Below are 14,222 nucleotides of genomic sequence, written 5' to 3'. Positions count from 1 at the left end.
AATGTCAATTGGAAACAATTGTCTTTGGCTTTTTTAAAAGTGTGTAAAACTGTAATAATACAGCAAAAAATATTATTGCTCCTCCTATCAACCCATAAAATGATGGTATTTCGCTCACAAAAAGAAAAGCCCAGATAGGACCAAGGACAGATTCGGATAACATGATAACTCCAACCACTGCAGACGGGGTTGTTCTAGCACCAATTGTTATAAATATAAAACCAAAACCTATTTGAAAAAATCCAGCTAGAAAACCTAAAAAAATATCATGAGGTGAAATCATTATAGTAGGTGAAAGGGATAAACCAATAAGACATGAACTTATCCCTGCAACAAACTGTGCTGGGACCATATCAACTGATGGAAATTTTCTAACGATCATTATCAAAACTGCAAAAGTAATTGGCATTGTGAAAGCTGCTAAATTTCCAGATAATTCTCCTGGAGATAATGAATTTCCAACCATTAACAGCACTCCAGACATTGCTAAAATAATTGAGATTAACGTAATTAAATTAATTTTTTCTTTTAAGAAAAAGAAACCAAATATAGCCAAAAATAAGATTTGAAGTGATATGATGAAATTAGTATTGGCAACAGTAGTATTATACATAGCAAAAACATAACCACAAAAACCAATAGATAATATTAATCCACCAATAAAACCTGGTAATCCAGAGTCATGAAACGATTTTAAAACTTTGCTTTTATAAGTGATTATCAAAAAAGTTAAAACGGTAAGAGAGAAAAATAAGGATCTCCAAAATAATATCTGCCATAATGTTGCTCCCTCAAAAGATTTTACTATTAGTCCACCAAAGCTTAAACTAAGTGCACCAAAAAATATCAGTAATGGGCCAGGTAAACTTTTTAAAATATTCATTAAATTTGTGAAATTAAATTTTGAGTCTCTAAGTCATACAGTTTAAAAAGAGTTTCTGCACTAATTAAATCGATCTCTTGAAATTTGATAGTTGAGCCAGGAGTTAATTGAACTAACTTATCATAATCAGCACTCACAACGACGCCGATTTTAGGATACCCCCCTATAGTACCATGATCTGAGAGCATTATTATTGGATTGCCATCAGCCGGCACTTGTATCACGCCCTTAATTAAGCCCTCAGATCTAATATTAGTATCAACTATATTTTCTATTTTTTTCCCCTCTAATCTCATGCCCATACGGTCAGATAATTTAGAGACTTTAAATTCATTTTTAAAAAAAATTTTCTTACCCTCTTCAGAAAAATAATTAAAATTTGTTCCTTTAATTACTCTAATATTTTCTATTTTTGTATTAACATAATTTAATTTCTTATTAACAAAGTTATTATTAATTTCTTTGATTGTAATTTTTTGATTATCAGACAACTTTTCTCCATTGTTAGATCCTATCTTTGCTTTAGTATTAGTTGAACAACTAGACCATTGAAATTTTAAATCAAATTTACCACTGATTGCTAGATATCCATAAACGGATTTATTAGTTGATATAATATCTAGCTCATCATTATTTTCTAAAATAAAAGATTGATAACATTCTCCATCAACAAAATTATCACCTTTTTTAATTTTAAAAGTTACATCACCAGTTATAGCGATATTTAATTTGTCTCCGTAATATTTCAAATGAGGTCCCTGATAAGCAAATTCTATCACTGGATCATTATGATCATTTCCAACAAGTTTATTAGCCAATAAATAATTTCTGTTATCCATAGCTCCACTGAATGGGACACCTATATGATAGAGATTGTTTCTTCCAAGATCTTGGAAAGTTGAATTAATACCTGCCCTTATAATTTCAATATAATTTTTATTCATGATAATTTTGATATTTTTCTTTACTAATTCTTTTGAATGTAACTAAATCGCCCGGATTAATTAAATTGGGTTCTTTTTCTTTAGTGCTATCAAAAATATTTAATGGAGTATTTCCAATAATATTCCATCCTCCAGGGCTTTCAAAAGTATAGATATTGGCAAATTGCTCAGTCAAACCAATTGAACCTTTTGGAACCTTAACCCTAGGAGTATCAAGACGTTTTGCTCTGAGGTTTTCATCCAAATCTCCAAGAAATGGCATTCCTGCGATAAAACCTGTCATATAACAAAAAAATTCTTTTTCAAAAAAACTCTCGTATATTTTTTCTTCTTTCATCTTAAGTTTTTCTTCTAATCTTTTTATATCCAAAGAAAATTCTTTTTCGCAACAAACAGGAATTTCAAATTTTTTGTTTTGCATGCTATCGCCTTTAATAATTTCTATATTATCAATTACCTTTTTAAGTTTATTAAAATTAATTTTTTTAAGATCAAACGATATAATCAATTTATTGTAAGAAGGAGTTAGATTATTTATTCCTTCAATATTTTTATTTTGAATAGTTTTAAAATATTTAATTACTTGAGTATTTATTTCTCTGTTTACATCTTTGCCAAAATCACAATACACAGCTGAGTCACCAAGATTTGATATATTTTTTATCATGTCATGTTATACTTAACTATTATAACTATGGAAATTAATATAAATTGTGATTTAGGTGAAAAATCAAAACATCACTCGAATATAAATGATCCTGATTTATTAAAAATAGTAAATTCAGCTAATGTCGCATGTGGGTATCATGCAGGTGATGAACAAACCATGAATCAAGTAATCGAAATTTCAAAAAAGAATAATGTGAGTATTGGTGCGCATCCATCATTTAACGATCCAGAAAATTTTGGAAGAGAAAGAATGAATTTATCATCTTCTGAAATAAAAAAATTAATTATAGATCAGTTTGAAGTATTACAAAGAATAGCTGCAAAACACGGTGAAAATGTATCTCATATAAAACCTCATGGTGCACTAAATAACATGGCGTGTGAAGATATTGAATTAGCTACAACCTTAGCAAAAACAATTAAAGGAATTAGCAAAGATTTAATTTATCTGGTCCCTACTGGATCTAAAATGCAAGAGGCGGCAAAAAAATTAGACATGAAAATTGCTTGTGAAATATTTGCAGATAGAAATTACGAGGATGATGGAAATTTAGTATCTAGAAAAAAACCCCACGCATTAATTACTGATCCAGAAATTGCAAAAAAACATGTATTAAGTATGGTAAAAAATCAGTCGCTTAATTGTCACAGTGGAAAGCAAATACCTTGTGAAATCGACTCTGTATGTATACATGGCGATAATATGAGTTCATTAGCAACAGCAAAGTCTATCAGAGATAATTTGTTAAATAATGGACTTAAATTAACAAAACTTAACAAAATGGAAAAATTTACAAAATGAAAAAAAATTTAATAATTTCTTTATTTGTCTCATTACTTTTGACTGCAAATTCTTTTTCTGCAGGATCAAGTGATACTGGTTCCTCTAAGACCAAAACACAATATGATATGGCTGTTACACATATAAAAGCAGCAAAAAAATTCGAAGAAAAAAATAATTTGGATAAAGCAAAAAAAAGATATGAAAAGGCTCAAAAATTATTACTTCAATCTAACAAAAAATTTCCAAATAAACCAAATACTTTAAATTATTTGGGTTTCACTACTCGTAAGCTTGGCGACTATGAAAATGGCGAAAAATATTATTTACAAGGTCTGGCTATTGATCCTAGTCATGTAGGTATAAATGAATATCTTGGTGAACTTTATGTTGCAACTAACAGACATAATCTTGCAGTTGAAAGACTAGAAGTTCTGAGTAGTTGCAATTGTCAAGAATATCAGGAGCTAAAAGATATAATTGCTGGAAAAAAAGTTTCAAAATACTAATTGTTTTAAGGAAATTACACTTAAATTTGAAATATAAGATTGAATAAATTGAATTTATTTAATTTATTTATTATAAGTTATTACTTTGATTGAAGAACTTATAATTTTAACGAAAATTATTTTTATCACGTTAATACTTACAGCAGATAACGCTGTTATAGTTGGCTCGATAGCTGCGAATTTTGTGCCAAAAAACAGAAAACAAATTATTCTGTGGGGAGTTATAGGAGCATTTGCTTTCAAAATTTTTTTTGCAATATTTGCTACATATTTATTTGAATTTTATTTCGTTAAAATTTTAGGTGGCATTTTATTAATTTGGATAGTTAATGACCTTAGAAAAGATTTAGTTGATATAAAAAAAGTAAGATCTCAAACAAATAAGACTAAAGAGCCTTCATATATCAATAGTATTGGTAAAGTTTTATTTGCAGATATCATGATCAGTTTTGATAATGTCATTGGTGTTGTAGCTGCTGCAAAAGGATATTTTGGATTTATGATTTTTGGTTTGATGTTATCAGTTGTATTGACTGGAGCTTTAGCAACATATTTGGCTCATTATATCCAAAAACATTTGTGGATAGTTTACGTTGGGTTAGGATTTATTTTATTAGTTGCATTACAATTAATTATTGGTGGATTAAATGACTATGGCGTTTTGTCCATCAATGAAACATTTAAACGGTACTTTTAACTTGTAAAATGTGAATTTCTACACAGTTTTTCTTTAAAATTAAATAAATTGTTTATTGAAATATTATTTAAATAGGTTTTAATTTATCTTTTATAAATTGTTAACAATAAAGAGGAAGATAATGAAAAAACTATTTATCGCTGCATTTATGTTTGTGTTTTCTTTCACATCAAACGCATCTGCAGATGGACATGGACTAAAAATGGGAATTATTTTAGGATTTACTGGTCCTATTGAATCTCTAACACCAGCTATGGCAGCTTCAGCTGAGCTTGCTTTTAAAGAAGCATCAGACTCTGGCTCACTATTAGGTGGAAAAAGTATTGAAGTAATTAGAGCAGACTCAACATGCGTTGACTCAGCAGCAGCAACTGCGGCTGCAGAAGGAGTGATCGCACAGGGAGTTGCAGCTATTATGGGTGCTGACTGTTCAGGTGTAACCGGAGCAATTGCCTCAAATGTTGCAGTACCAAATGGTGTAGTTATGATATCACCATCAGCAACATCACCAGGATTAACAACTCTTGATGACAAAGGTTATTTCTTTAGAACTGCCCCATCAGATGCAAGAGGTGGTCAGATTTTAGCTGATATTACTAAAGATAGAAAAGTTAAAAGTGTTGCAATTACTTATACAAACAATGACTATGGAAAAGGTTTAGCAGATGTTTACAAAGCGGCTGTTGAAGCTCATGGTATTAAAGTAACAACTGTTAATGCTCACGAAGATGGAAAAGCAGACTACTCATCTGAAGTAGCAACACTTGCTTCAGCAGGTGGTGATGCAGTTGCTGTTATCGGTTACCTAGACCAAGGTGGTAAAGGAATTATACAAGCTTCTTTGGACTCAGGTGCATTTGATAAATTTGTTTTATCAGATGGTATGATTGGTCAATCACTAGTTGACGCATTTGGAAAAGACTTAAAGAAATCTTTTGGTTCTATGCCAGGATCAACTGGTAAAGGTTCAGGAGTATTTGCTAAAGTTGCGAGTGCAGCTGGTATTGATAGCTCTGGTCCTTATACTGGAGAGTCGTACGATGCAGCTGCTTTAATTGTTTTAGCAATTCAAGCAGGTAATTCAGCTGATAGAGCATCAATTGCAAAAAATGTAATGGATGTTGCTAACGGTCCTGGAACAAAGATTTATCCGGGTGAGCTTAAAAAAGGTTTAGATTTATTAGCTAAAGGTAAGAAAGTTGACTACGAAGGTGCAACTGGAGTTACTTTTACTAGCGTCGGTGAAGCTGAAGGTTCTTTCTTAGAACAAGAAGTTAAAGGCGGAAAATTCAAAACTAAAAAACAAAGATAATATTTTATATTTTAAACCCTAGCGAAGAAATTCGCTGGGGTTTTTTTATTAAAACATATATTTATCTGCCATATACATAAACCAAGCTATCGCAGCACCTAAAATAATATATTTCATAAGGTTATTTTATTTCTATTTTTTCAGGAAGTATACCTTTTGGTCTATATCTCATTATTACCAAAAGACCTACTCCCATCATTAAAAATCTAAAATACGGAACGCTTTCAATTAAGTGCACTTTTAGAAAGTGTGTATCATCTAGCCCAGCAGTAGTTAAATTGACCAGGTAAAGACCAATTGGTGCTGCCTCAATCCATAAGAACCAAACAACAAAACCTCCAAGAATTGCACCAAAGTTATTTCCACTTCCACCAATAATAACCATTACCCAAATCAAAAAAGTATATCTCAAAGGTCTATAACTTCCTGGAGTAAACAATCCATCTTGTGTAACTAACATTGCACCTGCAATACCAACAATAGCTGAGCCTAAAACAAAAATTAACAAGTGTTGTTTAACTACATTTTTACCCATAGCGTTTGCTGCTTCTTCGTTATCTCTAATAGCTCTCATCATTCTTCCCCAAGGAGAATAAAGAGCTTTTTGAGTTAAGATTAATAAAATAATTACTACCACTAAAAATAATCCTGAGTAACAAAGTTTCACAAAAACTGATGATCCTTCTATTACAAGTTGATTTAAAGCTGTTTGTCTCTCAGTTAAATCAGAAATTAAGTTCAATTTACCAGAGTTAAATTTTTCAACTAAATTTATAAACCAATCTGTTTGTTGTAGATTTACTTCATAAGGCGCAGGACGTTTTAAACCAATTACGTTTTTAACGCCTCTTGTTAACCAGTCTTCATGTTTGATAATTGCGATTACTATTTCTGATATCAATAATGTGGCAATTGCCAAATAATCAGCTCTTAAGCCCAATGCTACTTTTCCAATTATAAAAGCTAATCCTCCTGCAAAGAAAGCGCCCACAATCCAAGAAAAAATTATTGGAAGCCCTAAACCACCTAAAAATCCAGTTCTTGCTGGATTTACTTCCTCAATTGCCTCAATACCAGGCTCAGAGACAAATCTTATAATAATTATTCCTGTAATAATAATTGCAGCGATTACGTAACTTCTGATTTTAGATTTTTGATATTTTTTGAGAACAAGTCTAACAGCTAAAACAATTCCAATAATAAGAAATAAACTAAATAGAATGTTGGCGCCCCCTGCACTCCATGCCTCTTGAACTGGGTTAACAGAAATTAAGACCGCAGCTAGACCACCTAATGCAGTAAAGCCCATTATTCCAAAATTAATTAAACCAGCATAACCCCATTGAATATTAGCACCCATTGTCATCACTGCTGAAATAAGACAAAGGTTAAATATTGAAAGAGCAATGTTCCAAGACTGGAATGTACCCACAAGGATAATTAAACCCATCATTATACTGTATGCAGCAATTACATTTAAATTTTTTCTCACAATACCTTCCCTTTAAATATACCTGATGGACGATAAAGTAATACAATGACCAGTATTGAAAAAGATACTGCAAATTTGTAATCCGTAGAGAGTAATTGAACTAACCCATCTGGTTCCATACTTTCAGGTAAAACATACATGAAAAATTTTCTATAAGCATATGTTAATAATATTTCAGAAAAAGCAATTACATATCCTCCAAGAAAGGCTCCAAACGGGTTGCCAATACCACCAACTATTGCTGCTGCAAATATAGGCAGCATATTATTAAAATAGGTAAATGGTTTGAAACTTTTATCTAAACCGTACAAAGCACCACCAATTGTAGCAAGGATACCTGCTATTACCCATGTTATCATAACAATTTTTTTAGGATCAATACCTGATAACAATGCTAAATCTTCATTATCAGAGTATGCTCTCATACTTTTTCCAGTCTTAGTTTTATTTAAAAACCAAAAAAGAGTTGAAACTAAAATTAATGTAACAATAATTGTAATAACTTGAGTAGATTTAATCGCAAGACCCTCATTTAATCCTGTCATTTCTTTAAATTCTCCTGCTTTAATTAAAAATTTTTCTCCATCAAAAAATCTTCTATCAGAGGGACCAATGATTATACGAACCACTGCTTGAGTAACAAACATTACTCCAATGCTTACCATGGCTAATTGCACAGGAGGGCTTTTTTTTGTTCGGTAATACTTAAAGACAAATTTATCAATTACTAACATGTAACCAACCATTAAAATAATTGCAAAAGGAATTGCTAAAAGAGCTGTAGGTAAAACTCCAAGACTAATTCCGACAGACTTAAAATACAAAGTGAATAGAATTACAAACATTGTTCCAAAAGACATCATGTCTCCAGTTGCAAAATTTGCAAATCGTAAAATTCCATAAATTAAAGTAACAAAAATCGCACCAAGTGCTAACTGAGATCCATATGCTAAAGCCGGAACAAAAATATAATTTAACAACAGAATAATCGCGTTGATCAAATCCATTTTAACCACCTAAAAAAGAACTTCTTACACTTGGATCTTCTAGTAATTCTTTACCAGTACCTGAGTGCCGGTTCTCACCTGTCACCAAAACATAGCCCCTATCAGAAATATTTAATGCTTGTTTTGCATTTTGCTCAACCATTAATATTGCAACATTAGTTCTCTTTACTTTAACTATATGATCAAACAATTCGTCCATTACTATCGGTGAAACACCTGCTGTTGGTTCATCCAACATTAAGACTGATGGTTTAATCATTAAAGCTCTACCAAGTGCAACTTGTTGTCTTTGCCCTCCAGATAACTCTCCAACTAACTGATTTCTTTTTTCATTAAGAATTGGAAATAAATCATAAATTTCATCTATGACTGTTTTGTAGTCACTGTTAATTAAAAAAGCTCCCATTTCCAAATTTTCTTCAACAGTCATGCCTGCAAAAACATTTTTGGTTTGAGGCACAAACGAAATTCCCTCTTTTACTCTGTCTTGAGGAGAAAGATCTGAAATATCTTTTCCATTAATAATTACAGATCCTGATTTCAAATTTAGTAAACCTAGCATTGCCTTCATTGCTGTAGACTTTCCAGCTCCATTAGGTCCAAGGATTGAGACTATTTCTCCCTTTTCTACATTGACAGAACATGAATTAATTATATCTGGACCATTTCCATATCCACCTGTCATGTTGTTACCTTCAAAAAATGCCATAATTAATTATCTTTTAATTTTGAGCCTCTACCCAAATAACTTTCAATTACTTTTTCATCTTTCTTTGCATCTTCGACAGAACCTTCAAAAAGAACTGATCCCTCAGCCATAACAATTACTGGATCACATAGTCTTCCAATAAAATCCATATCATGTTCGATCATGCAAAAAGTATAACCTTTTTCTTTATTGAGTTTTTCAATAGCTGTTCCTAGATCTTTTAGTAAGGTTCTATTTACACCAGCACCTACTTCATCCAATAAAACTAATTTAGCATCTACCATCATCGTTCTACCAAGTTCCAATAATTTTTTCTGGCCTCCTGATAAATTTCCTGCAAGCTCATTTTTTAAATGGCTTAAATTAAGAAAATCTACAACTTCCATAGCTTTTTCTTTAATTTGACTTTCTTCTTTTGCAACCAATGAAGGTTTTAATAAAGCATTCATTAGTTTTTCTCCTGATTGATTACCCGGAACCATCATTAAATTTTCTAAAACAGATAAATTTGTAAACTCATGTGCTATCTGGAAAGTTCTAAGTAATCCTTTTGAAAACAGTTCATATGAAGGAACATCGGTTATATTTTCATTATTAAACATAACACTACCTGCTGATGATTTTAAATTACCAGCAACCAAATTAAACAAAGTTGTTTTGCCTGATCCATTAGGACCAATAATACCAGTAATCGTTCCTCTTTTAACTTTAAGTGAACAATCAGAAACTGCTGCGAGCCCTCCAAAAAATTTTGATAAATTACTAATTTCTAAGATGTTTTCAGACATTAATTACTTGTTTAATCTTTTATGAATACTATTTAAAGTACTAATTACAGATTTATAAACACCTTTTTTATTCATTTCTTTCAAACCTTGTTCATTCAATCCTTTAGGAGTTTGAGATTCTTTTACTAAATATTTTAATTCTTTTTTAGAATTTGCCACTGCATCTTCAGATAAAGCTAAAAATAATGTAGTAATATATTTTTGAGCATCTAATCTTTTGATACCTTTCCTAACCAACCAATCACTCATAATTTTTAATATCTCATAATAAGAAGCCATCATTCCTGATGTTGACCAAAAATTAATTGATAGCTTTTCATTTTTTATTTCAATTGTTGATCCAATTTTATCAAAAAAAATTTTTACTTTTCTATTTGGGGGGCAAATTGGCACTGGCCCTTTTTTTAAAGAAATTGGTGGTAATGGTATGGCTCTTACAATATCAGCTTTTACTTTAATTATTTTTTTTAATTCAGGAATCGTAATTGTTGAGATAAAACTCACAATCGTTTGACTTGATTTAAATTGTAAGTTTTTAAGTATTTTTTCACCAACTGATGGGGTAACTGCTAAAAAAACCCAATTACTGGAATCAACTATTTTTTGATTTTCTTTTTCAATTACAATTCTCTTAAATTTTTTTTTTAATTTATTTGCAATAATTTTATTTCTTGAAGATATCAAAATCTTTTTATACTTAATTGATGATTTACATATTCCAGCTATTACTGATGAAGTTATTTTTCCAGTTCCAATAAAACCTAAATTCATTTTTTAATAATAATTTATTTAGTTTAAAAAAAAACCCCTCTGTAAAATTAATTACAGAGGGGTTAAATTAACTTTTAAAATTTCTTTAATACTTAAAACGATTTACCAATTGACAGCTTAGCTCCGTATCCATCAGCTCCATCTGCAGTAACAGATTTTGTAGAGTCTGCTGTGTTGGTTAGAGTTGCTCCATCTAAATCCATAAAGTTTGCTTCTAATCTAACAAAAGCTCCTGTGTCTAAGTCTCTATGATATCCTATACCAACAACGTGACCGTCTAGTGAAGTGTTCCCGTAAGAACCACCAGTTGCCAAAGATTCGTTTGTTATAACGTCAACCTCAACGTATCCAACCTTTAAGTATAAGTTGTCTGTCATTGCTAACGTTGCATAAATAGTTGTTAAGTCTTCGAAGTCTACTTGAACTGTGTTAGTTCCAGCACCAGAAGAATCTGACGATGTTTGAACGTTTTCAGATGTCTCTGACTCCATTGACATTGGAACGTAATCAACTCCTATTGCTAATCTGTCACCTAGAGTTTTTTCTACAAAAACTGATCCGATAACAAACTGCGCTGCAGCTTCCTGCACAGAATTTTTTGTTACGTTTCCTGGGCTAGCACCAGAAGAGTGCGCACCCGTAATTTTCTCACTACCACCATCGGCTTCAAATACTCCGCCTAATACTGATATTCCCATATTAACTCCTCTTTCGGCCTGTGCCGTAGCAAAGGTAAATAAAGAGATAGCTAATGCTAATATTAATTTCTTCATAATTATTCCTATTTTTTAAAAGTTAATTGTCGTAAAGTACTATTTGACTTTGAAAAAATCAAAAAAAAAGCACTGAACACTATTATATTGAAAAAATAGTTTTAATATGTTGTAAATTTGCAACAAATACTCAATAAATCACGAATTTATACCACTTTTAGTTTAAATTATTCCTCAAAAAAAGTGCCTCTAATTCGTAACAGTTCCCTTGATAAATGGCGATTCTCCTTAAAAGGTTTTCTTCCATGAAGCCAAAAATAGTTGTTTGCAACAATTGAGGAGCCTACAGGAAGTTTTGTAATAATTTTTTTCTCACTCTCTTCCAAACAATCAGATAATTTTTGTAAAAAAACACCTTGTTTCATATTTTTTGGCTCAGGAAATTGATCAATGTAAGAAATTTGTGCTCTTCCTTCTTTGTCTGCAGAAAACACTGGATGCTCAACTTTATAACTAATGTTTTTGCTTTTTGGCGATCCCCATATAAAATTTTCTTTTGCAATAGGATCATTAAAAAGTTCACTACAATGCTCCCAATCATCAAGATGTAACATCGCAGTTTCACCACCTTCGGCATTTCTTTCCTCTAGCTTAGACATTAATAGCCAATCAGTTTTTTCTTTAACATATGTGCCATCAGTATGAAGATCCATATTTTTATATGCTTTTCTAAGGTAAGAGTCACTTTTATCCTCATGTTTTACATGAAACCTAGCATAATACTTTCCAGCCATCGCATCATGGTTTGGTAATCCAATTAGATGTGCTATAGCAGTTGATAATTTGACTAAAAAAATCTTATCAATTTTTAAACTTATTTTTTTTGGTTTTATTATGAAACATCCATAATCACGGTTATTTAAAATTTGATTTAAAAACTTTGATAATTCGTTTTTACTCAAATCATCCAAACTTTTAGAAACACTAAATCTAGTAAATGGTTTATACTCTAATGCAGTAATATCAAACTTATTGAATTGAAAAATTAATTTATTTAAGACTTCATTGGTAATGTCAATATTTACTATTCTTGAAGAGTGTTCATTGGTATAAATATCAAAACCTTCAATTTTTTTTTTCATAAAGCACTACTAAAAATTGACAACATGATAGCAGAGAAAATAGTAGGGTAAACTAAATTTTTTTTTGTTAAATAAAAAACTAAAATAGACAGAAAAACTATAATAAATCTCACTGAATAATCTGTTTCTTGTAATGATCCTGAAGGGAAAATTACTATTCTTGAAATTAAAGCTGCTAAAGTAGAATATGCAAGACAATTAAACCATCTAAACATTTTAGATGTCTCTTTTATTTTTTCAGCACTTACAACTCCTAAAAATCTTGAGAGGTATGTTGCTAATGATGTAACAATTATAATTATTACAATATTACTTGTCATTTTTTTCTCCTATGAAAAATGCAATTGTCCCAGCGAAAAAACCACCAAATAAAATCGACCATTCAGGAGACAGGAAATAAAAAGCAGGACCTAAAACTGCACCAAAAATTACAGATAGAATTATTTGCATTGTCTTCATTGCGCCTATCATCATACATATAAAGTAAATTGGATTTACAATTGCAAGTCCGATCATAATATCATTATTTAAAAAGTCAGATGCAATATAACCAATAACTGTAGAAAAAATTGCAACTGTCCAAGTTGCTGTTCCAATTCCAATCCAAAAATCTATTCTATTTTCTTTTTCTATTTGCTCGTAATTATCTTTCATAATTAGCCATGATGAAACTGCTATAAAGTGACATGATAAATAATATTTCCACCTTGGTTGATTTTCATGCATCAATAATGGCATTAATGCTACAGTCATTGGATATAATCTGGCATTAACCAACCATACTGCTATAAAAATATTTATTAAAGATGCACCAATCAGCATTGACTCTGCCATCACTAGTGAGCCTGGTAATGCATAAGTTAAAAAAGTGGAAAAAATGCTTTCTTGAATTGTAAAACCTAAATTTTTAAGTAAGGCGCCTATAGCTATAAAACTTGCACCTAATGCTATTGCAGGACTTCCAACACCTTTAATAGATTTAAATCCTTTATAAAAATATTTGGTGTCTATCATTAACCACCTAAAAATAGGCGACCAACATCTGGATTATTTAATAGATCATCTCCTTTTCCAGCAATTGCTGTTTCACCAGAAACAAGAACGTAGCCTATATCCGCAAACTCTAGACCTTTTTTTGCATTTTGCTCTACCAAAATAATTGTTTTTTTTTCATTATGTTGAAGGTCTTTTAAAATTTCAAATACCATATCAATATATTTTGGTTCTAAACCAATTGAAGGTTCATCAACTAACAAAACTGAAGGTTTCATAACTAATGCTCGTGAAATTTCTAACAATCTTCTCTCACCCCCAGATAGAACCTTAGCAGGTTGATTTCTTCTATTTCTTAATCTTTCATATTTTTCGAAAATTCTCTCTGCTTCCTTATAAGATTCCTCTGTTTTTTCTTTAATAAAACCACCCATCAATAAATTTTCTTCAACTGTCATATCTGGAAAAACTGAATTATCTTGAAGTATATAAGCAATTCCAACAGATTTTAATTTTTCAGCTGGACTAAGTTCAGTAATTTCTTTCCCATCAATTTCTATTTGACCAGAAAATATATTTGTAAAACCATAAATAGAATGAAGTATTGTAGATTTACCAGCTCCATTAGGGCCAATTAAACAAAGTGATTGAGCCTTACTTACAAAAAGATCAAAATTATGGAGTATTTCCATTTTTCCGTAACCTGCATTCATATTTTTTATTGTTAAATGGACATTATTCGGTGAAAGTTTTTTTAAATCCTCAGCACCTGGAGCTTTTCCTAAAACTTCATATTGATTAGACATTATTGA

General features: G+C 30.9%; 17 protein-coding genes. 4 read left to right on the top strand and 13 right to left on the bottom strand.

The window, feature by feature from the left end:
- Positions 1–4 precede the first annotated feature (4 nt).
- The 3 genes from AMN95_RS04335 to AMN95_RS04325 are packed head-to-tail and all read right to left on the bottom strand — an operon-like array spanning position 5 to position 2,494.
- Entirely contained in the window at positions 5–883 is an 879-nt protein-coding gene (locus tag AMN95_RS04335) for a DMT family transporter (RefSeq protein WP_075522740.1), read from the bottom strand.
- Positions 883–1,827: a 5-oxoprolinase subunit C family protein gene (locus tag AMN95_RS04330; RefSeq protein WP_075522739.1), complete on the bottom strand. Its 945-nt coding sequence runs from the start codon at positions 1,825–1,827 to the stop codon at positions 883–885. Before AMN95_RS04330 ends, AMN95_RS04335 begins: the two co-directional genes overlap by 1 nt.
- Positions 1,820–2,494 carry a carboxyltransferase domain-containing protein gene (locus AMN95_RS04325; RefSeq protein ID WP_075522738.1) on the bottom strand — a complete coding sequence of 225 codons (675 nt, stop codon included), beginning with the start codon at positions 2,492–2,494 and terminating at the stop codon, positions 1,820–1,822. Before AMN95_RS04325 ends, AMN95_RS04330 begins: the two co-directional genes overlap by 8 nt.
- Before the next feature lie 27 nt (positions 2,495–2,521).
- Between AMN95_RS04325 and AMN95_RS04320 the strand changes: the two genes are divergently transcribed.
- From AMN95_RS04320 to AMN95_RS04305, 4 genes are all read left to right on the top strand, one after another.
- Positions 2,522–3,298 carry a 5-oxoprolinase subunit PxpA gene (locus AMN95_RS04320; RefSeq protein ID WP_179850352.1) on the top strand — a complete coding sequence of 259 codons (777 nt, stop codon included), beginning with the start codon at positions 2,522–2,524 and terminating at the stop codon, positions 3,296–3,298.
- Positions 3,295–3,786, top strand: a complete 492-nt coding sequence (locus AMN95_RS04315; protein ID WP_075522736.1) for a tetratricopeptide repeat protein — start codon at positions 3,295–3,297, stop codon at positions 3,784–3,786. The genes AMN95_RS04320 and AMN95_RS04315 overlap by 4 nt, the downstream gene beginning before the upstream one ends.
- Before the next feature lie 85 nt (positions 3,787–3,871).
- Positions 3,872–4,483, top strand: a complete 612-nt coding sequence (locus AMN95_RS04310) for a YjbE family putative metal transport protein (RefSeq protein ID WP_075522735.1) — start codon at positions 3,872–3,874, stop codon at positions 4,481–4,483.
- Positions 4,484–4,604: 121 nt separating this feature from the next.
- Positions 4,605–5,795: an ABC transporter substrate-binding protein gene (locus AMN95_RS04305; protein ID WP_075522734.1), complete on the top strand. Its 1,191-nt coding sequence runs from the start codon at positions 4,605–4,607 to the stop codon at positions 5,793–5,795.
- 121 nt (positions 5,796–5,916) lie between these two features.
- Here the strand turns inward: AMN95_RS04305 and AMN95_RS04300 are convergent, their stop codons facing one another.
- The 10 genes from AMN95_RS04300 to AMN95_RS04255 all read right to left on the bottom strand — a co-directional run bounded on the left by AMN95_RS04300 (position 5,917) and on the right by AMN95_RS04255 (position 14,216).
- Positions 5,917–7,248, bottom strand: a complete 1,332-nt coding sequence (locus tag AMN95_RS04300) for a branched-chain amino acid ABC transporter permease (RefSeq protein WP_075522887.1) — start codon at positions 7,246–7,248, stop codon at positions 5,917–5,919.
- A gap of 35 nt (positions 7,249–7,283) precedes the next feature.
- On the bottom strand, positions 7,284–8,294 hold the full coding sequence (locus AMN95_RS04295; RefSeq protein WP_075522733.1) for a branched-chain amino acid ABC transporter permease: 1,011 nt from the start codon (positions 8,292–8,294) through the stop codon (positions 7,284–7,286).
- Between the two features lies 1 nt (position 8,295).
- A complete protein-coding gene (locus AMN95_RS04290; protein WP_075522732.1) occupies positions 8,296–9,003 on the bottom strand; it encodes an ABC transporter ATP-binding protein in 708 nt (235 codons plus the stop codon).
- Between the two features lie 2 nt (positions 9,004–9,005).
- Positions 9,006–9,791: an ABC transporter ATP-binding protein gene (locus AMN95_RS04285; RefSeq protein WP_075522731.1), complete on the bottom strand. Its 786-nt coding sequence runs from the start codon at positions 9,789–9,791 to the stop codon at positions 9,006–9,008.
- Between the two features lie 3 nt (positions 9,792–9,794).
- Positions 9,795–10,562 carry a pyrroline-5-carboxylate reductase gene (locus AMN95_RS04280; protein WP_075522730.1) on the bottom strand — a complete coding sequence of 256 codons (768 nt, stop codon included), beginning with the start codon at positions 10,560–10,562 and terminating at the stop codon, positions 9,795–9,797.
- 92 nt (positions 10,563–10,654) lie between these two features.
- The gene (locus tag AMN95_RS04275; protein ID WP_075522729.1) at positions 10,655–11,335 is read right to left on the bottom strand and encodes a hypothetical protein; all 681 of its coding nucleotides are present in this window, start codon (positions 11,333–11,335) and stop codon (positions 10,655–10,657) included.
- Between the two features lie 167 nt (positions 11,336–11,502).
- Complete coding sequence (gene glaH / locus AMN95_RS04270; RefSeq protein WP_075522728.1) at positions 11,503–12,417, bottom strand: glutarate dioxygenase GlaH; 915 nt, start codon at positions 12,415–12,417, stop codon at positions 11,503–11,505.
- Positions 12,414–12,737, bottom strand: coding sequence for an AzlD domain-containing protein (locus AMN95_RS04265; RefSeq protein ID WP_075522727.1), 324 nt, complete (start codon positions 12,735–12,737; stop codon positions 12,414–12,416). The genes glaH and AMN95_RS04265 overlap by 4 nt, the downstream gene beginning before the upstream one ends.
- On the bottom strand, positions 12,727–13,431 hold the full coding sequence (locus tag AMN95_RS04260) for an AzlC family ABC transporter permease (protein ID WP_075522726.1): 705 nt from the start codon (positions 13,429–13,431) through the stop codon (positions 12,727–12,729). Before AMN95_RS04260 ends, AMN95_RS04265 begins: the two co-directional genes overlap by 11 nt.
- Positions 13,431–14,216: an ABC transporter ATP-binding protein gene (locus AMN95_RS04255; RefSeq protein WP_075522886.1), complete on the bottom strand. Its 786-nt coding sequence runs from the start codon at positions 14,214–14,216 to the stop codon at positions 13,431–13,433. Before AMN95_RS04255 ends, AMN95_RS04260 begins: the two co-directional genes overlap by 1 nt.
- Positions 14,217–14,222: the final 6 nt, after the last annotated feature.

It is taken from the genome of Candidatus Pelagibacter communis, assembly GCF_001180185.1.
GTDB classification, from domain to species: Bacteria; Pseudomonadota; Alphaproteobacteria; order Pelagibacterales; family Pelagibacteraceae; genus Pelagibacter; species Pelagibacter ubique_F.
This window is presented reverse-complemented; position numbering and strand designations above follow the sequence as displayed.